The sequence below is a fragment of the Pseudophaeobacter leonis genome (genome assembly GCF_002087335.1).
In the GTDB taxonomy this organism is placed as follows: Bacteria; Pseudomonadota; Alphaproteobacteria; order Rhodobacterales; family Rhodobacteraceae; genus Pseudophaeobacter; species Pseudophaeobacter leonis.
In genome coordinates, this window is record NZ_MWVJ01000056.1 from 12,880 (window position 1) to 34,769 (window position 21,890).

Consider the following 21,890-nt stretch of genomic DNA (forward strand, 5'->3'; position numbering starts at 1 on the left):
GGCTTTTAATCCTTGGAAGGCAGTGTGATCGGAGGAATGCGGGCGATGGATTGCTTGCGAAACACCTGTGGGCGTTCGCGCCAGGGCACCAGACCGTCCGCTGTGGCGGCATAGGCGGCGGCTCCCGCAAGAATGTCATCGAGATGGGCCTCGGGGTCGAGGTCGCCGTAGACATAGCTCCAGCGCGCGTCGCCGCCGGTCAGCACCATGGCGCAACCACGTTTGCAGGCCGACAGGCATTCGACGCCGCGCACAGTGACGCCAGCGGGCAGCGTGGCCTCGGTGAGGGCATCCATCAGCAGAGCACCCGGGCGGGGGGCCTCGGGGTCAACGCCTTCGCGTTTGCAGGTGGTGCAAATGGTCAGGGTGACCTCTGCAGCGTTTTGGGCGGGGAGTTCCGCCATATCGTCAGCCATCAGCGCGCGCGTCCTTTCGTTATGACGGATTGGGGCTGGGCCAGCAGGGGGAGGGCAAAGGCGCACTCCCACAACCAGTCGCGGAAACACCCCGTCCGCCCGTTGTCTCAGTCGTTGGCAGGTCTCCCGGCTTGCGGATCTCAACAGGCCAATGCCTGTCTGCGGTGCTCTTGCCTTCCCGGGTGTGCCGCGCACGGGCCCAGTGGCATCAGAGACCTCTCCGGTCACGGTCGCGGGGGCGGCTGTGCTTGAGACTCTGTACCTGCAGGAGGTTTGAGCCCCCAGGAGGTTTGAGCCTGTCACATTCCCTCTTCGCCTGCAATTTGCAGGAACCAACAAAAACCCCCTTGCGCTATTGGGGCCTTCCTTGTCAAGACTTGCACAAACAGCAGGAGTGACCCCAGTGAGCGATAAGTCCGAAACCGGCGTTTCAGAAGAGGAAGCGGCACGTCACGCCTCCAAGATGGCGAAGAAAAAAGCCGCCCGTGATCGCATGATGAAAACCAAAGACGGCGAAAAGGGCCTGATCATCGTGCACACAGGCCCCGGCAAGGGCAAATCCAGCTCGGGATTCGGCATGATCATGCGCTGCATCGCGCATAAAATGCCCTCAGCCGTGGTGCAGTTCATCAAGGGCGCCTGGCAGACCGGCGAGCGCACGCTGATCGAAGAGAACTTTAGCGATCTGTGCCAGTTTTACGCGATGGGCGAGGGGTTTACCTGGGAGACCCAGGACAAGGCGCGCGATATTGCCGCAGCACAAAAGGGCTGGGAAAAGGCCAAAGAGATGATCCGCGACGAGCGCAACACCATGGTGCTGCTCGACGAGATCAATATCGCGCTGCGCTAATGATTATCTTGATCTGGATGAGGTGCTTGAATTTTTGGTGGAGGAAAAGCCTGCGATGACCCATGTGGTTCTGACCGGGCGTAACGCCAAGGAAGAGCTGATCGAAATCGCTGATCTTGTGACCGAGATGGGGCAAATCAAGCACCCGTTCCGCGCCGGTGTGAAGGCGCAAAAAGGTGTGGAATTTTAAACAGGTCTATTTAAGCAGGCCATTTTAAACAGGCCATTTAAAAAGGCCAGGCGCGCTACCTACAGATCTGGCGTGCCAGTTACAGAGCAGGCGCGCCACCAACAGGTCAGGCGCGCGCCCCTGGTATCCTGCTAACAGCGCGTCTGGTTGACGGCGTATCAGGCGGATTGGGCGCGGGACATTTGCGATCACATAGTCATTTACGGCCGCGCGCTGGGGGTCATCCAAACGCAGGCCCAGTTTGCTGCGCCGCCACAGAAAATCTTCGCCGCTGCGCACCCACTCATGGGCGATGGCCCAGTTCAGCTCTTGTTCGGTGATCGTGGCACCAAAATCCGCGCCGAGGTCCGCGCTGGACTGGGCGTCGCCCAGCACCTCCCAGGCTTCCAGCCCATAGGCGCGGATCAGGCGGCGTGTGGCATAGGGGCTGAGGAAGGGATACTCAGCCGCCAGTTTTGCTGTCAGCTTGGCGACATCCGTCACCGGGAAATCCCCACCGGGCATCGCCACGCCTGCGGTCCAGTTGCCTGAAAGCCCCGGCAGAGCCTCGCCTATCTTGGTCAGGGCGGCCTCGGCCAGTTTGCGGTAGGTGGTGATCTTGCCGCCAAAGACATTGAGCAATGGCGCCTGCGCCTGATCCAGCGTCAAAACATATTCGCGGGTGGCTGCCGTGGCCGAGCTGGCGCCATCATCATAGAGCGGCCGCACCCCGGAATAGGTCCAGACAATGTCATCCTGGCTTAGTGGGTTCTCGAAGTATTGTGACGCAAAATCAACAAGGTACGCCTGTTCTTCTGGGGTGCATTCGGGCGAAATGTCCGGATTGGGGTGGTCCGCGTCTGTGGTGCCGATCAGGGTGAAGTCCTCTTCATAGGGGATGGCAAAAATGATGCGGCCATCCTCACCCTGAAAGAAATAACAGCGTCCGTGGTCAAACAGTTTCGGCACCACGATATGGCTGCCGCGCACCAGACGCACGGTCTCGCGGCTGTTTTGCCCCAGCTTTTGTTGCAGCAGATCCGCAACCCAGGGGCCGCCTGCATTGACCAGCATTTTGGCGCGATGCTCACGGGTCTCGCCGCTGGCGTGATCTTTCACCGTGACCACCCAGTGATCGGCCTTGCGCGCGGCACTCAGCACCTCGGTGCGGGTCATGATGGTGGCGCCACGGGCCTGTGCGTCACGGGCATTTAGTACAACAAGGCGGGCGTCCTCGACCCAGCAATCAGAGTATTCAAACGCCTTTTTGAATTTTGATTTCAGAGGCTTGCCGGCCGGGTCCACCGTCAGATCAATCGAGCTTGTGCCCGGCAGGATGCCGCGCTTGCCCAGGGAGTCATATAAAAACAGCCCCAGTCGGATCAGCCAGGCCGGGCGGCGCCCCTTCATCCAGGGCATAAAGGTGGTCAGCAGCTTTGAGGTGGGGGTGTCATTGTCAAACCGCATGTCCTTGTGAAAGGGCAGAACAAAGCGCATTGGCCAGGAGATATGCGGCATGGCGCGCAACAGAACCTCGCGCTCGATCAGCGCCTCACGCACCAGGCGGAACTCAAAATACTCCAGATAGCGCAGACCGCCATGGAACAATTTGGTGGAGGCAGAGGAGGTCGCCGAGGCCAGATCGTTCATTTCGGCCAGGGTCACAGAGAGGCCGCGTCCGGCGGCGTCGCGGGCGATGCCGCAGCCATTGATGCCGCCGCCAATGATAAAGAGATCGGTGATCTTTGGATTAGTCATTTTCGCGACTTTCGTTTTGTTCAGTGCAGAGGATGCGGCAGCCTGCGACGCGCGCAGCCTCGCGGAATTTTTCAGGTGGGCTGTGGTCTGTGATCACCACATCCAGATCAGAGAGGCCGCAGATCCGGACCGGCGCGGAGAGGCTGAACTTGCTGCTGTCACACAGAAGAATTTTGTTGCGGGCGTTTTTCAGGATAGCCCGTGCCACCGAGACTTCGCTGGGGTCATGGTCCAAAACAGCGCCATCTTCATCCAGGGCCGAGGCGCCAATGATGGCATAGTCTACCTTGTAGCGTGAGATGAACTCTACGGCGTCTTCGCCAATGATGGCGCCGTCGCTTTGCCGCACAGTGCCGCCGACAAGGATCAGATCCTTTGTGTCTCCACCGATCATCAGATTGATAATATTGATGTTATTAGAAAGAACCGTCAGGCCGCGATGGTTTGCGAGCGCACGGGCCGCCTGTTCGGTGGAGGTGCCGATATTCAGCGCCAGCGAGCAATGGTCGGGGATAAGATCTGCCAGCACGGTTGCCATGGCCTGCTTTGCGGCCGCGTTTTGTTTGCGCCGGTCCGCATGGGCGCGATTGGCAGCAGAACTGACGCGCACCGCGCCGCCATGGACCCGCGACAGCGCACCACGCGCCGAGAGGTCGCGCAGGTCCGTGCGAATGGTTTGAAGCGAGACGCCAAATTGCTGCGACAGGCCCTCTACATCCACCCGATCCTGGGTGTTGAGCAGTTCCAGAATTTGGCTGTGGCGAGTCGTGGCGTCCATGGGTTTTCCTTTTGAGGCTGCTTCCTAGCGTATTTTCAAAAATGAGTCACGTTTCATTTTCGTTATGCTTTCGTAACTGCGCAAAAGAAAAGGCGCAGCCGAAGCCACGCCAGTTGAGCTGCTCTTTGCACAATGCTGGTTTAGCTGAGACGGATGAGGTGGTTGTCCCAGGCCAGGTTGTGATGGCTCAACGCCGTTACTTTGGGCCCTTCAAGGGCAAACAGCTTGCCGTCACCGCTGCTGGCAATAAAGCCGTTTGGCGCTGTGATCAGACCGCAAACATCGCGCAACTGGTACTCGCGTAGCATCTGGCCACTTGCGGTCTCCATCACCTGAACAACGCCGCCGCGCGGCGAGGTGACGGCTATCAGGCTGCCATCGGCGCTAAAGGCGAGCGAGCCGCCATAGCCCTGCAGATTGCGCCGCCGCGGGTCGTCCTCGGCCAGCAGTTGGGGCGCCGCGCCTGGGCGATAAAGGCCCACAATTGGAACGTCGTCGCCAAGATCACCCTGCCACTGCATGGCAAAGCCGAGGCTGCCATCCTGGGCCTGGGCAAGATGGCGGATCGAATTCAGGTGCAGATCGGCCGGCAGCTCTACCTTGTCCTGTAGCTGCCCGTCGAGCGACAGCAGGCTGAGATTGGGACGCATCTGGGGCAGGTTCAGCTTGGCACGGCCACTGTCCGGGTGGGTCTCGATGCCGCCATTGGCGATGGCAAGCTGCATTTTACCCCGGTGTTGCCGCAGCAGCATGTCATGCGGGCCGATACCGCCAGAGCGAAAGCTGGTGAGCCGCCTATAGTCCTTTTCTGCGTCCCATACGCCCACAATGCCGCGGCCGTTTTCATAGTCGTTCTCTGTGGTGAACAGTCGCGTGCCATCGGGGTGAAAACCCCGTGCCCGTAAAAGTGATGCCCCGGTGGCGGCTGCAGCCGGGCCAGACGCGCGCCGGTCCGGCAATTGATCACATCGGCAAATCGCCCGGGCCGCCGGGCAAAGGCCACGGCCTCGGGGCGCTGCGGATGGGCGGCGGCGGCATGGCCACGATCTGGCAGCGGACAGCTAAAAAGCACAGCTCCTTTGGTAGAGAGCCCGGCCAGCAGGTAGCTGCCATCAGGTGTCTTTGCAGCAGAAAGAAAGGCAGGGCGGCCAAGGTCGGCCCAGCTTGGGCCTGGCGTCAGGCCCGCCGCCAGAAGCCCGGCCAAAAATCCGCGTCGCGTGGTCATGTGCTGTCCTTTGTCTTTTGGCTCTCTAGTCGCCGTCCAGAGAGTTGAACCCGGCCAGCACCCCCAGCGCGGCGCCGAGCTCGTGCTCGATCAGCAGGCGCAGATCGTTGATCTCTTGTTGCAGGGCCTCAATGCGAAACCGGCTGGAGGGGTCTGAGACCCCTTCGAGGCGGGGATCATCCAGACGCTGCGCGCGGCTGATGGGTTTTAGAAAAGCCGCGTCGATCCGCTCAGTCAAAACCTGGTCGGCATCCGCCAGCGCTGTGGCCAGAGGATGCAGGGACTGCAGCGCCAGCACGATGTGGTGCTGGCTACGCGCTGAGCGCCAGGCCTCGGCGCGTTTCGGGCGGGGGGCGCCAAACTGCCAAGGGGGCGTCCCAGGCGCATATCGGCCAGCATCTGCAACCCTGTATTGAGCGACTTGTAGAGCTCTTGTTTTACCTCCGACCTGTCCGCATATCGCCCCGAGGCGTGGCGCATCTGGTCGGCGTAGCTGTCATTCCAGTCGCGATTGATGGCAGCAGCAGTACTGGCAATGTCCTGGCTGAGCGCCTGCACCAGCTGACAGCTAAAACCCGTGTCGGGCTGGCTGTTTAGGGCCGGGTCATAGAGCAGGTATTCCAGCGCGTAAAACCCGCGCCCGGCGATGGAGGTTTTGGCAAATTCCTCGGCGGCCAGGGCGGTAATGTCTTGCCTACGCAGAACTGCGCCCAGCGTTTTGGGGATCTTGCCGCGACTGTCAGGCCAAAAGGACAGGGCAAAGGCGCGATTTTCTGCCTCGGTGGGGCCAAACCGCAGGTGGCTGACCTTGATCCAGGCATCAAAGGCAGCGCCAAAGGCGTTTTGAAGCCGTTCATCCCCTGCGTGACAGGCAGACTGGCTGGTATGGGCGAGATCCTGGCTCATCTCGGCCAGGGCCCTCATGCCGGGCAGGATCTGGTCATCAATAATCTCATCCACCATGTCAGCGCGCAGGGCGGTGGCTGTGAGGCAGACTGTCAGGAAGACTGGCAGGAAGACTGGCAGGCAGGCGGTGGCCACAAGGCCCAGGGCTGTATGCCTGACGCTATGCCTGACACTATGTTTGACGCTGTGTTTCATGTCAAAGGCTCTCTAGAAAACGAAGGAGGGCGGCACGATCAGTGGGTGGGAGGGAGATTACGCGATCACGTGAAGCTTCAGCCTCACCGCCATGCCAGAGCACGGCTTCCAGCAGCGTCCGGGCACGGCCGTCGTGCAGATAGCTGGCGTTGGGGTTGACCTGTTTGGTCAGGCCAAGGCCCCACAGCGGCGGGGGGCGCCATTCGCGGCCGGTGGCGCGCCCCTCGGGGCGGTTATCGGCCAGACCCTCTCCCATGTCGTGCAGCAACAGATCGCTATAGGGCCAGATCAGCTGAAAGCTGTTCTCGGGGCGGTCCGATAGGCGCTGGGTGACAAATTTGGGCGTGTGGCAGCTGGTGCAGCCACTGGTGTAGAACAGCTCTTTGCCGCGCAGCACCTCGGGGCTGGCGATGTCACGCCGGGCAGGCACCGCGAGGTTGCGGGCATAGAAGGTCACCAGATCCATATTGGCCTGATCAATTTCGGTGCCGCGCAGATCGCCATCGCCATGAGGGCTGTTACGGCAGGCGCTTTGCTGCGGGGTGCAGTCGCCGGCTGCGGCGGGAAACAGCGGCGTTGAGATGCCTATATCGCCGGAAAAGGCGGCGGCTGATTGTTGGTGCAGGGTGGGCATTCCGGCCTTGAGGCCAAAGCGACCCAGCATGATTTGATTGAATTCGCGTGACCAGGTCAGGTTGGCGCGCCCTGAGATGCCATCGGCGTTTTGGTCAGTCTCATCGACATTGGCGAGGATATCTGCGGCCGAAATCGCCTCGAGAAACCCTAGGCCAATCATCGCAGGTGCCAGCCGTGGTGACAGCATGGCCTGCGCGTGCAGCGGGCCATAGCCTAAGGCGCCTGCCTGATATGTCGGAACGCGCAGGGTCGCGACCTCATCGCCTGCCAGAGCGATGGCACGTTCCGTATAGCTGATCTGCAGCCGGTATTCCGCAGGCACTCCGGGCCGCGAGAAATCCTGCAGCTGGCTGCCATAGAGGGGATCCGGCGCTGTGCCTATATAGTCGCTGACAGCCTGCAGATCATCTGGCGGATCTGCAGGGATGGAAATGCGCAGAAACATCGACGCGGCGCGATAGTCGGGATCCTCAGGCACCACGCCACGGCCATCTTTGATGTGGCAACGCTGACAGGAGCGCGCATTATAAAGCGGCCCCAGCCCGTCAGAGGCCAGCGTGGAGGCGGGTGAAAACACCCAGATCTTTTTTAACAACCCATTGCCGAGCTTGAATTCCAGCCTCTTGTTCAAATGACAGGTTGGCCGCGTGCTGCGAGAAAGCCTCATCATCATGGCGCGCCCGCGTGGTGGCGCTGCCTGCGGGGTTTTGCTCAAAGGGCTCGGGGGTTGTGAAATCGACAGCAGGGGCGATGACCACGCCAATGCGGGCGCTTTCCTCGGGGGTGCGGGGGAGGGTGTTCAGGTGCGGATCGTCAAGCTCAAAAACAGAGAGTTCCAGGCCAGAGAGATCCAGCGCAGAGGCGGGATTGGCTGCCGCCAAACGGCAGCCAGCAGGAATTTACTCTTCAACCGCCTCCATTTTGGTGGCGTTGAGTTGTGCATAGTTTTCGGCGCCAATCCGGTCGTGCAGTTCAAGTTGTGTTTCGAGGAAGTCAATATGACCTTCTTCGTCCGCCATGAGGGTTTCAAACAGTTTCATGGTCACGTAGTCGCCAGCGTCGTTACAGACATCGCGGGCTTCTTTGTCGAGCGCCCGGGCGCTCTCTTCGGCTGCCAGGTCACATTCCAGCGTTTCTTTTGGCGTCTGACCAATGCGCAGCGGGTCCAGCTTTTGCAAATTGGGGTGGCCGCCGAGAAACAGGATGCGTTCGATCAGGCTGTCCGCGTGCTCCATCTCTTCGATGCTTTCTTCGCGGCTCTTTTTCGCCATGCTGCCCAGCCCCCAGTCGTCCTGCAGACGATAGTGGAGCCAATACTGGCTGACGGCGGTCAGCTCATGGCGCAGCGCTTTGTTGAGATATTCGATTACTTTGGGGTCGCCCTTCATAGGTGCTCTCCTGAGTTGCTCTGCGACGCAGGTTTTGCAACTGCGCCGGAACTCTCATCTTATCATTGGAACGCATGGTGTCGAGAAGAAGTGGCATACAGCCGCCGCAATCGGCAGCTTTGCCAAGCGCATGGTAGATCTTGCCTGGGGTTATAATGGTGTCAGGGTCCGACGTGCGCATCCAGTCAATAGCCGCATGGACGTCATGGTCGGTGATCTGGGTGCAGTGACATATGATCATACGCGTGGTCCCCGGAGTGTTTCGTGTCGCGGCAAGGCTGACGCCTTTAATATCTGACAAAAACAATAGGGATTCAAGTTGGAAATTCCGATTGTTTTTATCGGGTAAGGAAATTCGACACAAAAAAGGGACCGCAGAAACTGCGGCCCTTTCCGGTTTACACCGACTTGCCTCATCAGGTCCGAGGGAACGAATACCTGGCGAGGCAAGCTTGTGTTTAGCCCCCCAGGGGGATGATCAGGTTGAGGCCAAGGATGGTGTCTTCGACTCCACTGTCGTCCTGAAACGCCAGGGCGCCGCCCAGTGTCATGCCGTTCTGCAGCTCATATTCCGCAGCAACCGAGTAGAGGTCTGTCTTGCCGGAGCTGTCCAGATCACGCTGTGCCAGAGTGCCCGACAGGGTCAGACTGCCAATGGCATAGGCCGCGTTCAGGGTTGCAAAGGTGGCATCGTCTACGCTGCCGCCAAAGTTGGAAAAGGACGCCAGCTCAGCAAAGATATCAAGACCACCCTCAAACGAGTGACCGGCGCCAACAACAAAGCCCTGCTCGTCGTCGACATCACCTGCGCTGGCGCTCAGATGGCGCGCACCAATATGAAAGCGGGTTCCCTCAACTTCATGCGCCCATTGGATCGCGAAGTTGTCGAATTCACCGGTGTTGCCGGCACCACCTGCGCTGGCGTCATTGCGGCCGCGATCTTCGCCCCAGGACCGGCTGAGGCTGGTGTCATCGGCGTAAAAGACGCCAAAGGAGAGCGTGCCTGCGCCTTGCAGCTCAACATCGGCCAGCACAGCAATCTGTTCCGCCAGCTCGTAGTCTTCGGCGAGGGTGCCGCCAAAGAAGCCCGCCGTATCGTCCCAGGCGGTGCCAAAGACGGGATGCAATTTACCCAGGCTGACGGTGGTTGCCTCTCCGATGCCAAAGCTGAAACCGAGCTCTTCCACGTAGAGGCCCATATCCTCAAAGGTGCGGTCGGCGGTAGCGTCGGTGACGCTTTCGGCTGTCAGGGTCGAGAAAATCTCAACGCCGTTGCCAAAGGTATAGGTGCCGGTGGCTGTGATGATGGCATAGGTGTCGCGGATTTCATTGCCGGCCACATCCGAAGAGACAACCTGCTCGTTGCCAATTTCGATTTCACCTTCCCAGGAGAAACCCTCGGCCAGGGCGGCATTTGCCCACAGGAAGACGGGGGCGCTGAGGGCCAGCGCCGTAGTTGTTTTGAATGTCATAGGACTTCTTCTTTTTTGGTGAGGAGGCCTGGCTGCGGAGTCCAGTCAGGCCTCCCTGATTCTGTAATGTTATTACGTAGCGATCTCTTATTCGAAGACTGCCGAAGGATTGTCAAGGCTGTCGGAGCCTTCAAATTCCAAACCATCCAGATTGAGCAGTTTTACAACACGTTCTATGGATTGCGTCTGATCAACCAGGCCATTGACGCCGCCCATCACCAGAGCTTCGCCTGCGGCATTGCCCTGTTCCAGCATCTGGTCATAGGAAAACCCGGCCTCGGCAGTGGATTTGATGCGACCAAGCGCCTGCATGGTCATCGCAAGCTTAAGGCGCATCTCGGTGTCCAGAGCGGGGTCGGCAGCAGTGACCAGATCCGACAATGAAGCCCCTGAGATCAGCGCACCGTTTATGCGGACATATTCTCCCAGATAGACGTTCTGAACACCGAGGCCATCATAGTAATGGCTGTTGTGGGTGTTGTCCGAAAAGCAGTCATGCTCTTCTTCGGGATCGTTCAGCATCAAGCCAAGGCGCATACGCTCACCGGCCTGCTCGCCGTAAGACAGCGAGCCCATGCCTGTCAGCATAGCCGAGATGCCGGCGCTCTCGTTGCTCAGCAGGGTGGTACGGCCTTGGCCGGTTTCGCCCCATTGCGCGGCCATCCATTCCAGATCCGAAACCAGGAGGTCGGTGGCGGCCTGCAGGTAGGCGCCACGACGGCCGCAATTGGTGTTGGTGCACAGATCGCCAGCCGCATAGTCGGTCCAGGCGCGGGTGCCGGCGCCATGGTCGGTGCCGTTCAGGTCCTGGCCCCCGAGTAGGAATTCGATGGCATGGTAGCCGGTGGCAACATTGGCCTCAACGCCGTCAGCTTCGTGCAGCGTGTCTGACAGCAGCTCCGGGGTGATCGCGCTGGTGTCGATGGTCTTGCCAGACAGCTCGAATGTAGGATTGGCGATGACGTTCAACGCGGCCAGAGCGTTTTCATCGCTGGGGCCGCCATAAGATGTATCGACATAGTCGATCAGACCTTCATCCAGCGGCCAGGCATTTACCTTGCCTTCCCAGTCGTCGACCACGGCATTACCAAAGCGGAACACTTCGGACTGCTGATAGGGAACACGGGCCGCAAGCCAGGCCTGGCGCGCCGCAGTCAGAGCCTCGGCTGAGGGGGTCGCAATCAGGGCAGCAACGGCGGCCTGCAGGGTCTTGGCTGTGGCCAGGCTGTCTTGATATTTGGCCTCAGCGATATTGGCATAGTTGGTCAATACTTCGGCCTTGCCTGGGACAGACGCGGACCCTGCAGCCAAAGCAGAAGTGGCGCCAAGCGCAAGGCCTGCCAGGGCGGTGCCGGTAAGAAACAGAGATTTCATCTGTGAAGTCCTCGATAGAGTAGCTGGGTTTGATGAGTGGTGAGTGAAGGGTTTGGTGGGTCGTTTAGTGGAGTGTGACGGAGCCGGAGCGGTAGCTGCGGCGCTGCGGCAGGCCTTTGGTCATTTGCTGCAAAAACAGACCGGTCTGCGCGGCAAGAGTGCTCAGGGTCTGGGCCTTTTGCGGCGTGACAATCAGCGAGGCGAGGAGTTCGGCATCTGCGGCTTCGCCCTGCGTGGCAGCGGCCACGAGATTTGCAAAACAGTTCTCATCCGGACCAAGGCAGGAACAGGTCATGCCGTGGCGCACCAGAGGGCGGCGGCCATGGGTGACGCAGAAATCACAAAGCTGGCCAAAGCAGTCAAAGGCGCTATCGGCCAGATCCGGCGCAAGGGTGCCGCTGAAGGCCTGGCGCAGGTCGGCGCGGGCTTCGGAGCCGCTGAACCAATAGCGGAAGTAGCGCACCGCCCCGGCTTCGAGCGGGGGCAGGTCCGTGAGCAGGCCGACGGCAGCGCCGCCACGTGCGGGGAAGTGGGGCTTGCTCATTTGGTCAGAATGAGTTTTCCGGCACGCGTGATGCGCAGGCTATAGATCTGGCCGTTCAGCAGAATGCGGGCCTGGATGCCTCCACGGGTGAGATCCTCAGCGTGGTAGGTTGGAAAGACTTCGGTTGTTGCGGTGGTCGCCACCGGCGCGGATGTCATCTGGTTCATGAAGGTCGCCCATTGTTGAATTCCGCCTTGTCTAGAAGCCATTCCAGACAAAAGCCGGACAGAGACCCGCTGGGGGCAAAGACCGATGCCCAAAGCTCTTCGCGTCTGACCTGAAGTTCAGGACGAGGGCGCGCCGGGCTATGCTGTGGTGTTCCGTTCGACATGGTGGCGATTTCTGTTTCTGAAGAGGTTTGCGGGCTGGCCTGTCGAGTCAGGTTGGCTGAGATCTTTATACCTGATTATTTTCATCAGGAAACCCATTCCGAGTGTTTTTGTCAGAAAAAGATTAATTCTCAATACCCCGATTAAAAACGCGGGGGGCAAATGGCGTTGGCTATGGCGGCGGCTACGACAGGGATGTGAGCTGGGTGCGCTCAGCCAAAAGGAAAAGCCCGCCTCAAGAGGGGCGGGCTTTGCCGGGTTTGGAGCGCCGCGGGGCGCTCCGGTTTGGCGCGCATGGCGCCTGTTGCGGATTTAGTCGCGGGTGCCGGCGAATCTGGCTTGCCAGTCTTCGCGCTGCTCGTCGGTGATTTTGGGGAAAAGCACGTCGGGGACGCCAAAGCCATGGCCGCCAGGCAGAGCCGTGAGGGCTGCGTTGACGTCGCTGGGCCAGCTGCGGTCGTCGCAGTCCATGGCCTCCATCAGGGTGTCGCAGGCATTGGGAATAAACGGAGCGCTCAGCACAGCATAGAGGCGGATCAGATTGAGCCCCATGCGGATCTGGGCGCCGGCCTGATCCGGGTCTGTCTTGAAGAGAGACCAGGGCGCGGCCGCCTGCAGATATTCATTGCCGGCCACCCAGATCGCGCGCAATTCCTGAGCGGATTTGCGCACTTCCATGTTTTCCATATGCTGCTCATAGGCCCGGATGCGGGTGGTGAGCTCGGCAATCAGCACCTCTTCTTGTGGGCCATAGGCGCCGGTCGTTGGCACCTCTTCGCCATATTTGGAGCGGCAGAACTTGGTCACACGGCTGACAAAGTTACCCAGCACATCAGCCAGATCCTTGTTCACCGATTGCTGGAAATTCTCCCAGGTGAATTCTGCATCGGAACTCTCGGGAGCATGGCTCAGCAGCCACCAGCGCCAGTAGTCGGCGGGCAGGATCTCAAGCGCCTGATCCATGAAGATGCCGCGTCCCTGGCTGGTCGAGAACTGGCCACCGTCATAGTTCAGATAGTTAAAGCTCTTCAGGTGATCGACCATCTTCCAGGGTTCGCCCGAGCCCAGGATGGTGGCGGGAAAGGACAGGGTGTGGAAGGGCACGTTGTCTTTGCCCATGAACTGGACGTATTTGACGTCGTCGGCGCCCATGTCGGTGCGCCACCAGCGCTGCCAGTCGGCATCGGTTTTGCCATTGGCCTCAGCCCATTCACCGGCGGCTGCGATATATTCAATGGGGGCGTCGAACCAGACGTAGAAGACCTTGCCTTCCATGCCGGGCCAATCCTCGGTGCCCTTTTTGACCGGAATGCCCCAGTCGAGATCCCGGGTGATGCCGCGATCCTGCAAGCCGTCTCCGTCATTCAGCCACTTTTTGGCGATCGAGGTGGTGAGGATCGGCCAGTCCGCCTTGCTGTCGATCCAGGCTTCCAGCTGATCTTTCATCTGTGACTGGCACAGGAACAGGTGCTTGGTGGCGCGCACTTCGAGGTCGGTAGAGCCCGAGATAGCTGAGCGGGGGTTGATCAGATCGGTCGGATCCAGCTGTTTGGTGCATTCTTCGCACTGGTCGCCGCGGGCTTTTTCAAAGCCACAGTTGGGGCAGGTGCCTTCAACATAGCGGTCCGGCAGAAAGCGGCCATCGGCGTTGGAATAGATCTGGCGGTCTTCAACTTCGCGGATCAAGCCGGCCTCGGCGAGTTTTCCGGCAAAATGCTGGGTCAGCGCATGGTTCTGCGGGCTGGAGGAGCGGCCAAAGTGGTCAAAGCTGAGAGAAAAGCCTTTGGCGATTTTGGCTTGCACCTCGTGCATTTCGGCGCAGAATTCGTCGACAGGCTTATTGGCCTTGGCGGCGGCCAGCTCGGCCGGGGTGCCGTGCTCGTCGGTGGCGCAGAGGAACAGAACCTCGTTGCCGATGGCGCGCTGGTAGCGGGCATAGAGATCGGCTGGCAGCTGACTGCCCACCAAATTGCCCAGATGTTTGATTCCATTGATATAGGGAATCGCCGAAGTAATCAGTATGCGTGCCATGCCATCCACCCAGATAAAGCGTCAAAAGCCCGTCTACCCCATGCGGCGCGCGGCGAAAACCCCGGGCGGGATCTTCTTGACATTTTTGGTGTTCGGCATCGCTTTGACTTGTTGTTCAGGCGCTGTGTTGGTTTGTGCCAGAGCGTTGCATGTGGACCTCTGCTGAGTTTTCACATCTCGTGTCCTGAGCGGGAGGCTGAGCGCGGCTATTTGCGTTCGCGGGTGCGTTTCAGCAACCGGCCAATGGTAAAGGAGGTGCGCGGCGCATAGACATAGCGGGTCCACTCCTCCAAATCGGGCGCCGGGCGCGCCTGCATCCGCGTGAGGCCAAAGACAATGAGCACAAGATGTCCAAAGGCAATCAGGGCAAACAGGGCGGGTGGACCAAAGCTGTCGATCAGGCTGGAGGCCAGATAGGGGGCAGCAATGGCCCCCAGTGCAAAGAAGAACAGCAGCGCCGCCGACAGCTCAACCCGTTGTTCAGACGTGGCAAAATCATTGGCATGTGCGGATGATACTGAAAATATCGGAAAAGTCGTCAGCCCAAACAGGCCAGCGGCCAGCATGACGCCTAGGGTGCCGCTCTGGCTGGCGGCCATGGTGATTATGCTGCTGGCAACCGCTGCCACCGACAGCCATATCCACACCCAGCGCCGGTCGTATTTATCTGCCAGCCAGCCCATCGGATACTGCGCCAGTGCGCCGCCCAATACAAAGGAGGCCAGGAAAAAGGCGATCTGGTCAATCTCCAGCCCGACCTCCTGTCCGTAGATCGGCCCGACCATGCGGAACGAGGCTGAGCTGAGTGCTGCGACAATCACCCCTGCCACCGCCAGGGGGGAGCAACGCCAGGCCAGGCCTGGGCGCAGGCGTGGCGCGCCCGGCGTCTGGGGCTAACTGGCGCGGGTCAGGGTGAGCGGCAGCAGGGCTGCGCAGCAGATCAGCGCCAGCAGGTTATACGAGACGTAATAGGCAGGCGGCAGCACGGCGATGAACAATTGCGCCCCGAGGGAGCCGCCCATATCCACCAGCCGATAGGTGCCCATGGCACGGCCACGGGTCTCGTTGGTGACCTTGGCGTTGAGCCAGGCCTCAATCACCGTATAGCTGCCGGCCACGCAAACACCCGAGGCTATGCGCATGGCCGCCCATGCGTAGGGATCATTGGTCAGCGTGTGCCAATCAACCCCATCGCCCCAAGAGCAGTACAGACCGCAAAGGTGCGCGAATGCCCAATGGTGCCCAGCAGGCGCGGCGCCCACCAGCAGCCGATAAAAAAGCCCAGAAAATGCGCCGAGCCCAACAGGCCGATCTGTTCTTTGTCAAAGCCCAGGGCAAACCCGGAGAGCGCATCCAGAGGGCCCACGCCTCCGGTTGCGAATTGCAAAAGCACTACAGAAAGAAAGAGTGCGGCAAAGGATAAGATCATACGCATTATGAGGCATCAACACTGCTGTGGCGGCGCATAGCAAGCTGTTTTTCGACAGAAATGTCGCATCCAGCTGATTTTGCGTGCTTTATTCCACTTGCCGGATGCTGGCGCGAATAGTCAGCCGCACGGTGTCTTTGACCAGGCCGGGAAAGCCGGAGGCGCCAAAGGCTGCCCGGCTGAGACTGCCGCTCAGGTTGAAGTCCAGTTGGCTGAGATCCTCGGGAGCGCTGCCAGTGGGGCGATAGAGCTCGGCCTCCAGAGTGATCGGCCGTGTCACGCCGCGCAAGGTGAGATCGCCGGTGATCTGCGCGCCTCCCGACAGACGCCCCTGTGGCCCCAGAAGGATTCTGCGTGAGGTAAAGCTGATGGTGGGAAAGCGGGCGACATCCAGCACCTCAGGCCCGGTCATGGCACGGGTGGCGAGGATAAACCCGGTTTTGGCCGCGCCCGCATTCAGCGTGACCGAGACCTTGGTGGCCTCCAGCCGGTTTGGGTTGAGGTCGATGGATGAGCTGGCAATGGGCATGCTGCCGGTTTGCCAAAGGCCATTGATGCAGAACTCAAACCCGACTTTTGTGGCGTCCAGATCCAGGGCGTAGCCCGTGTTTGCGGCCCAGAGGGCGGCGGGCGTTGTGGCAAGCCCGGTGATACCGGTGAAGCCAGTGAGCCCCAGAAGAAACTGGCGTCGTGATAGCATGACATATCCCCGCTGATATACGCTTTTGCGGTGATCCCACTCCGGTCGCGACCCACCTCTAGCAGATATCTGGACCCGGCGCAGCGGGCTTGCGCTCACTCTGGGTGTTTGATCCGGAGTGGCATCATTGCTGCGTCAGATCGAACGGCAACGCCCCGATGCGAAGCGGGACGTTGCAGGGGAGGGGGCAAGCGGTTGGGGGATGTGTTTTCCCGACACGGTGGAGAGATCACTGGTCCGCAGCACAGTACTAACTGCCGCAAGGCGCTGTGCTAACTGGTGCGCGGCACGGTGGGCCCGCCCTCTTTTTCCCAGGCCGTGAAGCCGCCTTCGAGATGCATCACCGGTGCCAGCCCCATCTCCATGGCGATTTTGGCGCTGAGAGCAGACCGCCAGGCGCTGGCGCAGTAAAAGACATAGGTCTTGTCCTGGTTGAAGACGGGTTTGTGATAGGGGCTGTCGGGGTCGATCCAGAACTCCAGCATGCCGCGTGGGCAGGAGAAGGCGCCGGGAATGAGGCCCGTGCGCTGAAGCTCGCGAATGTCGCGCAGATCAACAAAGACATAGGCGGGGTCTTGCGCCTTTTCCTTGGCCTCAGAGATCGACATAGTGGTGACGGAGGCATTTGCCTCCGCCAACAGGGGCCCTGACGCCCTTGGTGATGTTTTGTGCCAATACGGCGCCCTCCAGTTCCTACAGGTCGCTGCAAGGGTGATCCATTTCGGCGGGCTCTACAAGGGAAGGCTTATTCTTCGCTGGCGGCCCAGCGCAGGGGTTCGAGCCGACGTCCGGCCTCAAGCCAAGCTTCAAGCCCACCAGAGAGGCAGAGCACGTTCTGCAGGCCGAACTGCATGGCCAGTTTCGCCGCAAGGGTGGAGCGCAGCCCGTTGTCACAGTAGAAGATGTAATTTTTGTATTGTGTGAACACCTCCCGGAAATAGGGGCTCTCGGGGTCCAGTGCGAATTCAAGCAGCCCACGTGCGCAGCAATGCGCACCCTGGATGCCACCGAGACGTTCAATCTCGCGGACGTCGCGCAGATCAACAAACAAAGTGTCAGGATCGTCCAGAAGGTTGCGTGCGTCTGTCACTGAGATTTGAGTGATCACAGCCTCTGCTTCGGACAGGATCTGGCTAAGGCGTTTAGGTGAAATAACGTTCATTGCTCGTCTCCATTTGTGTCTCGGTATATCTTTGTATACCACTGTATGCGCGTTCGGAATACGACCAATTTAAAAGATAGTTAACATAAAGGTTGTTAACATAGAGGGCCCGGAGGTATCTGCTTGAATTGGCTCTTCAGTCGCATAAGCTGGCCATGATTTTGGACATTGGATGAACGCGCGATGAAAATGAACCCACTTGGAACCACCGGGATGGTCGTCTCAGAACTCTGCCTGGGTACGATGACCTATGGCACCCAGACTCCGGAACAGGACGCGCATACACAGATCGACACCGCGCTGGCGGCCGGGGTGAATTTCATCGACACCGCTGAGATGTATCCGGTCAACCCGGTGCGGGCGGAAACCACCGGCCGCAGTGAAGAGATCCTTGGCAGCTGGCATAAAAAGACCGGGCGGCGGGGCGACTAGATTTTGGCCACCAAACACTCCGGCGAGGGTCTGGCTGCGGTGCGCGATGGTGCGCCGCTTTCTTCCAAAACCATTGCGGCAACCATTGAGGGCTCGCTCAAGCGTTTGCAAACCGACTATATCGACCTCTATCAGTTTCACTGGCCCAACCGCGGCAGCTATATGTTTCGCAAGAACTGGAACTTTGATCCGTCCGCTCAGAACCGCGAAGAGACCCTCGACAATATGCGCGACTGCCTGGGCGCGCTGCAGCAGCAGGTCGACAAGGGCAATATCCGCGCCTTTGGTCTGAGCAACGAAAGCGCCTGGGGCACCGCACAATGGCTGCGGCTGGCCGAAGAGGGGCTGGGGCCGCGCGTGGCCTCGATCCAGAATGAGTATTCGCTTATCTGCCGTATGTATGACACCGACCTTGCGGAGTTGAGCGTCAACGAAGAGGTTGGGCTCTTGGCGTTCTCACCGCTGGGAACTGGGTTGCTTACGGGCAAGTATCAGCAGGGTGTCGTGCCCGAGGGGTCGCGCAAATCCATCGTGCCAGAGCTGGGCGGGCGGCATTCGCCACGGGTCTATGATGCGGTGCAGGCCTATCTCGACATTGCGCAGCGTCACGGGCTGGACCCGGTGCATATGGCGCTGGCCTGGTGCCGTACCCGGCCCTTTATGGCCTCGGCCATCTTTGGCGCGACGACGCAGGTGCAGCTGGAGCTGGCGCTGAAATCGGTTGAGATTGAGCTGACGCCGGAGGTGTTGGGCGAGATAGACCAGGCCCATCGGGCCCATCCGATGCCCTATTGAGCCAAAAGCAGGCTCTCCCGCCTGCGTCAGATGCATGTACATGCCTCTTTGCAGTTGGGCCCGGCGCCGCGCTTTGCGCGGCGCAAAAGGAAGAGATTGCTGAGACGCCACTGAGAGGCCACTGACGCGCCACTGAAATACCACTGAGGGGCAGACCTGCGCCTCACTCAGTGACCCTCATAAGCTTGTTCTCACCAGATGATCCACGTCACGGGGAGATCCCGCTGCGCTGGGCCGCCTGGCGGCCTTGACCCGGTCGCTGCGCGGCAGCCGATCAGTGTGTGGTCGGGCGGGGCGTTTCGGGGCGGGATTGATTTGACGTGCCAAAATTGGCCTGTTCCGGCCTGTTCCGGGTTTGGCGCAGTTCCCGCGCGGAGGTGCCATGGGGCGACGCGGAAGGCCCGGGCAAAGCTGGACGGCGAGGTAAAGCCCGTCGCCAAAGCCACCTCCATCAAAGACAGATCTGTATCACAGACCAGACGGCGGGCCTCGGCCAGGCGCAGGTGCAGGTAGTGATCCTGCGGCGTGGTATTGAGCCGCAGGCGAAACTGTTGCTGCAGGCTGCGTGGGCTTGTGGCCAGCCGGTCTGCAATCTTGCTCAGCGTCAGCGGCTCGTCCAGCGCCGCCTCCATCAGGGCATTGGCCTTGGCCGTCAGGGCGTTGTGCTTGTGGCCTCCCAGGCGGCTTTGCGGCCGGGTTGGTGCGGCAGGGCCATCATAAAGGAACAGACCGGCGACACGGGCGGCAAAGCCGGCACCATGGCGGCTGCTGATGATATGCAGCATCATCTCGATCGCCGGGGTCGCCCCACCAGAGGTCATGCGGGCGTTCAGAGACGGTAAAGCGGTCATTGCGGCAGTCGACATCGGGGAAACGGCTGGCAAAATTCTCCAGATCCTCCCAGTGGGTGGTGGCGGGGTGACCCTCAAGCAGGCCTGCCTCGGCCATCAGCCAGGGACCCCCGTCGATACCGGCAATTGTGGCCCCGCTGGCCGCGATCCGGCGCAGCCCTGCTAACAAACTGGGCGTGGCCTGGCGCGCCAGCTAAAAGCCCGCCACAACCACCAGCAGATCACAGCCTTCAAGCCGGGCCAGGGGAGTGCCGGGCACAGAGAGGCCGCTGGTCAGCATTGGATGCTCCTCGGTGGCGCTGACATAGTCCCAGTCAAAGGCGCAGCGCCCGGCGAGCCGGTTGGCGGCGCGCATCGGATCGACGGCGGCCGCAAAAGAGAGCGTGTTGCATTCATCAAGCACCAGCACCGCTGTTTTCAGCGGGCGATGTTCGGGCTGCAGGATGTTTTTTGCGGATTTCATCAACTTCGATTCGTATGTTGTAAACTGTCTGCCCAAAGGCTGAGGCACAGTGGCATTTGAAGCAAACAGGAATCTGGGGAAGAGCCTGGGGATAACTCTAGGCACAACCCTGTACATTGCGAGGAAAACCAAAATGCCTCTGAATATGAACAAAAACGTCTTTATTACCTGTGCCGTGACCGGCTCTGGCAGCAGCCAGGATCGCAGCCCGCATGTGCCGCGTTCGCCGCAAGCCATCGCCGAAAGTGCCATTGCCGCGGCCAAGGCCGGCGCAGCTGTGGTGCACTGCCATGTGCGTGATCCCGAAACAGGCACGCCCTCACGCGATCTGGGGCTGTACCGCGAAGTCACCGACCGCATTCGTGACAGCGACACCGATGTGGTGCTGAACCTCACGGCGGGTATGGGCGGCATATGGTGTTTGGCGATGTTGCGGCCGCTGCCAGTGAACGCGGCCGCAACCGATATGATCGGGGCCACGGCCCGCATGGCGCATATTGCGGAATGCCTGCCCGAAATCTGCACGCTGGACTGCGGCACCATGAACTTTGCCGAAGCAGACTATGTCATGACCAACACGCCGGGCATGCTGCGGGCCATGGGGCAGATGATGGCGGATCTGGGCGTAAAGCCCGAGATTGAGGCCTTTGACACTGGTCACCTTTGGTTTGCCAAAGAGCTGGAAAAAGAGGGCATCTTGCAAAGCCCGGCTCTGGTGCAGCTCTGCATGGGGGTGCCCTGGGGCGCGCCAAATGATCTGAATACATTCATGGCGATGGTCAACAATGTGCCCGAGAGCTGGAACTGGTCGGCATTTTCTCTGGGCCGCGATCAGATGGCCTATGTGGCCGCAGCCATTCTTGCGGGCGGCAATGTGCGTGTGGGGCTTGAGGATAACCTCTGGCTCGACAAAGGTGTTTTGGCCGAGAACTATCAGCTGGTAGAACGCGCGGGCACCATCATTGAAAACATGGGCGGCAAGCTGATGGGACCGGCCGAGGTGCGTGCGCAGCTTGGCCTGACCAAACGCGCGCCAGTGTTGAAATGAACCAGTGTTGAAATGAATCAGTCGTGAAATGAAAGGGCGGCTTTACGCGTCTTGCCCTTCATTTCGCTGGTAGCCGCCTGTCAACTGCAGCAGGAAAATCATTCTCCTGTGGCGCATGATGCCAGCTATATCTTGAACTGGACCTGCGAAGAGTTGGCTGAAGGCTAAAGAAGATGCCGGTGAATAACCGGGTGTGAACAGGAACGAAACCCAGGGCAGCGCCTGACCCTGGGTGGGCGTGAAGCGCCCTCCCGTGGGGAGGGTCGGGCGCTGCCGGTGCTGAAGCACGGAGCAGTTGCCATCTCGAGAGGAAAGATCCTGAAGACAGCAGCAATCATCGGTGGTGGTGTTATTGGCGGCGGCGGGGCCGCTCGGTTCTTGTTGAATGGCTGGGATGTGCGGGTGTTTGACCCGGACCCGGAAGCCGCGCGCAAGATTGGCGAAGTGCTGGACAATGCCCGGCGCTCCTTGCCGGGGCTTGGCAATGTGGCGCTGCCGCCCGAGGGGAGCCTCAGCTTTCATGCAACAATTGCCGAGGCCGTCGCAGGGGCCGACTGGATCCAGGAAAGCGTGCCAGAGCGGCTGGATCTGAAACAGAAGGTCTATGCAGAGTTGCAAAAACACTGCGACGGGGATGCGGTGATTGGCTCGTCGACCTCGGGCTACAAACCCTCGGAGCTGCAAAAAGGGCGCAGCAATGCGGGGCAAATTGTCGTGGCACACCCGTTTAATCCGGTTTACCTGCTGCCGCTGGCCGAGGTTGTCACCACGCCTGCCAACTCGGAGCAGGTGATTACGCGGGCCAAAGAGGTGCTTGCGGGCATTGGCATGTACCCGCTGCATCTGAAAAAAGAGATCGACGCCCATGTGGCGGATCGCTTCCTTGAGGCGGTCTGGCGCGAGGCCTTGTGGCTGGTCAAAGACGGCATCGCCACGACT

At 60.1% G+C, this 21,890-nt stretch carries 14 protein-coding genes, 8 pseudogenes and 1 riboswitch; of the genes and pseudogenes, 4 read left to right on the plus strand and 18 right to left on the minus strand.

The window, feature by feature from the left end:
• Positions 1-5: 5 nt before the first annotated feature.
• Positions 6-416, minus strand: coding sequence for a DUF1636 family protein (locus B4968_RS13135; protein ID WP_083099604.1), 411 nt, complete (start codon positions 414-416; stop codon positions 6-8).
• Positions 417-515: 99 nt separating this feature from the next.
• Positions 516-768: riboswitch (cobalamin riboswitch) on the minus strand.
• 51 nt (positions 769-819) lie between these two features.
• Between B4968_RS13135 and cobO the strand changes: the two are divergent.
• Positions 820-1,456: pseudogene (cobO, locus tag B4968_RS13140) on the plus strand (cob(I)yrinic acid a,c-diamide adenosyltransferase).
• A gap of 24 nt (positions 1,457-1,480) precedes the next feature.
• On the opposite strand, the gene glpD reads toward cobO, so the two are convergent.
• The 16 genes and pseudogenes from glpD to B4968_RS13220 all read right to left on the minus strand — a co-directional run bounded on the left by glpD (position 1,481) and on the right by B4968_RS13220 (position 17,362).
• On the minus strand, positions 1,481-3,193 hold the full coding sequence (gene glpD, locus B4968_RS13145; protein ID WP_083099606.1) for a glycerol-3-phosphate dehydrogenase: 1,713 nt from the start codon (positions 3,191-3,193) through the stop codon (positions 1,481-1,483).
• Positions 3,186-3,971, minus strand: a complete 786-nt coding sequence (locus tag B4968_RS13150) for a DeoR/GlpR family DNA-binding transcription regulator (protein WP_083099608.1) — start codon at positions 3,969-3,971, stop codon at positions 3,186-3,188. The genes glpD and B4968_RS13150 overlap by 8 nt, the downstream gene beginning before the upstream one ends.
• Positions 3,972-4,111: 140 nt before the next feature.
• Positions 4,112-5,196: pseudogene (locus B4968_RS13155) on the minus strand (DUF1513 domain-containing protein).
• A 25-nt stretch (positions 5,197-5,221) separates the two neighbouring features.
• A pseudogene (locus tag B4968_RS24520) lies at positions 5,222-6,297 on the minus strand (imelysin family protein).
• Between the two features lies 1 nt (position 6,298).
• Positions 6,299-7,787: pseudogene (locus B4968_RS13165) on the minus strand (di-heme oxidoreductase family protein).
• Between the two features lie 45 nt (positions 7,788-7,832).
• Entirely contained in the window at positions 7,833-8,321 is a 489-nt protein-coding gene (bfr, locus tag B4968_RS13170) for a bacterioferritin (protein WP_083099611.1), read from the minus strand.
• On the minus strand, positions 8,269-8,562 hold the full coding sequence (locus tag B4968_RS13175; RefSeq protein WP_083099632.1) for a (2Fe-2S)-binding protein: 294 nt from the start codon (positions 8,560-8,562) through the stop codon (positions 8,269-8,271). The genes bfr and B4968_RS13175 overlap by 53 nt, the downstream gene beginning before the upstream one ends.
• Positions 8,563-8,779: 217 nt before the next feature.
• Entirely contained in the window at positions 8,780-9,793 is a 1,014-nt protein-coding gene (locus B4968_RS13180; RefSeq protein ID WP_083099614.1) for a porin, read from the minus strand.
• An 87-nt stretch (positions 9,794-9,880) separates the two neighbouring features.
• Positions 9,881-11,167 (minus strand): imelysin family protein, encoded by a 1,287-nt coding sequence (locus tag B4968_RS13185; RefSeq protein WP_083099616.1) that lies wholly within the window; start codon positions 11,165-11,167, stop codon positions 9,881-9,883.
• Between the two features lie 64 nt (positions 11,168-11,231).
• On the minus strand, positions 11,232-11,711 hold the full coding sequence (locus B4968_RS13190) for a hypothetical protein (protein WP_083099619.1): 480 nt from the start codon (positions 11,709-11,711) through the stop codon (positions 11,232-11,234).
• On the minus strand, positions 11,708-11,878 hold the full coding sequence (hemP, locus tag B4968_RS13195) for a hemin uptake protein HemP (protein WP_083099622.1): 171 nt from the start codon (positions 11,876-11,878) through the stop codon (positions 11,708-11,710). The genes B4968_RS13190 and hemP overlap by 4 nt, the downstream gene beginning before the upstream one ends.
• A gap of 474 nt (positions 11,879-12,352) precedes the next feature.
• Positions 12,353-14,071 carry a methionine--tRNA ligase gene (gene metG / locus B4968_RS13200; protein WP_083099634.1) on the minus strand — a complete coding sequence of 573 codons (1,719 nt, stop codon included), beginning with the start codon at positions 14,069-14,071 and terminating at the stop codon, positions 12,353-12,355.
• Between the two features lie 206 nt (positions 14,072-14,277).
• Positions 14,278-15,506 (minus strand): annotated as a pseudogene (locus B4968_RS13205) (MFS transporter).
• A gap of 82 nt (positions 15,507-15,588) precedes the next feature.
• The gene (locus B4968_RS13210) at positions 15,589-16,200 is read right to left on the minus strand and encodes a YceI family protein (protein ID WP_083099625.1); all 612 of its coding nucleotides are present in this window, start codon (positions 16,198-16,200) and stop codon (positions 15,589-15,591) included.
• A 272-nt stretch (positions 16,201-16,472) separates the two neighbouring features.
• Positions 16,473-16,875 (minus strand): annotated as a pseudogene (locus tag B4968_RS13215) (rhodanese-like domain-containing protein).
• A 70-nt stretch (positions 16,876-16,945) separates the two neighbouring features.
• Positions 16,946-17,362 (minus strand): rhodanese-like domain-containing protein, encoded by a 417-nt coding sequence (locus tag B4968_RS13220; RefSeq protein ID WP_083099628.1) that lies wholly within the window; start codon positions 17,360-17,362, stop codon positions 16,946-16,948.
• Positions 17,363-17,545: 183 nt separating this feature from the next.
• On the opposite strand from B4968_RS13220, the pseudogene B4968_RS13225 reads away from it, so the two are divergent.
• A pseudogene (locus B4968_RS13225) lies at positions 17,546-18,589 on the plus strand (aldo/keto reductase).
• 274 nt (positions 18,590-18,863) lie between these two features.
• Here the strand turns inward: B4968_RS13225 and B4968_RS13230 are convergent.
• Positions 18,864-19,903: pseudogene (locus B4968_RS13230) on the minus strand (GlxA family transcriptional regulator).
• A 133-nt stretch (positions 19,904-20,036) separates the two neighbouring features.
• On the opposite strand from B4968_RS13230, the gene bcoG reads away from it, so the two are divergent.
• Both bcoG and B4968_RS13240 read left to right on the plus strand, forming a co-directional pair.
• Positions 20,037-20,951, plus strand: a complete 915-nt coding sequence (bcoG, locus tag B4968_RS13235) for a 3-dehydrocarnitine:acetyl-CoA trimethylamine transferase BcoG (protein ID WP_083099629.1) — start codon at positions 20,037-20,039, stop codon at positions 20,949-20,951.
• Between the two features lie 315 nt (positions 20,952-21,266).
• Positions 21,267-21,890, plus strand: a 624-nt coding sequence (locus tag B4968_RS13240) for a 3-hydroxyacyl-CoA dehydrogenase NAD-binding domain-containing protein (protein ID WP_241525732.1), incomplete at its 3' end; no start/stop codon positions are given.

Excerpts from the sequence above, each read along its gene's own strand:
- metG (WP_083099634.1), bottom strand. The coding sequence starts at position 14,071 with ATGGCACGCATACTGATTACTTCGGCGATTCCCTATATCAATGGAATC.
- B4968_RS13210 (WP_083099625.1), bottom strand. The coding sequence starts at position 16,200 with ATGCTATCACGACGCCAGTTTCTTCTGGGGCTCACTGGCTTCACCGGT.
- B4968_RS13180 (WP_083099614.1), bottom strand. The coding sequence starts at position 9,793 with ATGACATTCAAAACAACTACGGCGCTGGCCCTCAGCGCCCCCGTCTTC.
- B4968_RS13150 (WP_083099608.1), bottom strand. The coding sequence starts at position 3,971 with ATGGACGCCACGACTCGCCACAGCCAAATTCTGGAACTGCTCAACACC.
- glpD (WP_083099606.1), bottom strand. The coding sequence starts at position 3,193 with ATGACTAATCCAAAGATCACCGATCTCTTTATCATTGGCGGCGGCATC.
- hemP (WP_083099622.1), bottom strand. The coding sequence starts at position 11,878 with ATGAACCAGATGACATCCGCGCCGGTGGCGACCACCGCAACAACCGAA.
- B4968_RS13190 (WP_083099619.1), bottom strand. The coding sequence starts at position 11,711 with ATGAGCAAGCCCCACTTCCCCGCACGTGGCGGCGCTGCCGTCGGCCTG.
- bcoG (WP_083099629.1), top strand. The coding sequence starts at position 20,037 with ATGCCTCTGAATATGAACAAAAACGTCTTTATTACCTGTGCCGTGACC.
- bfr (WP_083099611.1), bottom strand. The coding sequence starts at position 8,321 with ATGAAGGGCGACCCCAAAGTAATCGAATATCTCAACAAAGCGCTGCGC.
- B4968_RS13185 (WP_083099616.1), bottom strand. The coding sequence starts at position 11,167 with ATGAAATCTCTGTTTCTTACCGGCACCGCCCTGGCAGGCCTTGCGCTT.
- B4968_RS13135 (WP_083099604.1), bottom strand. The coding sequence starts at position 416 with ATGGCTGACGATATGGCGGAACTCCCCGCCCAAAACGCTGCAGAGGTC.
- B4968_RS13220 (WP_083099628.1), bottom strand. The coding sequence starts at position 17,362 with ATGAACGTTATTTCACCTAAACGCCTTAGCCAGATCCTGTCCGAAGCA.
- B4968_RS13175 (WP_083099632.1), bottom strand. The coding sequence starts at position 8,562 with ATGATCATATGTCACTGCACCCAGATCACCGACCATGACGTCCATGCG.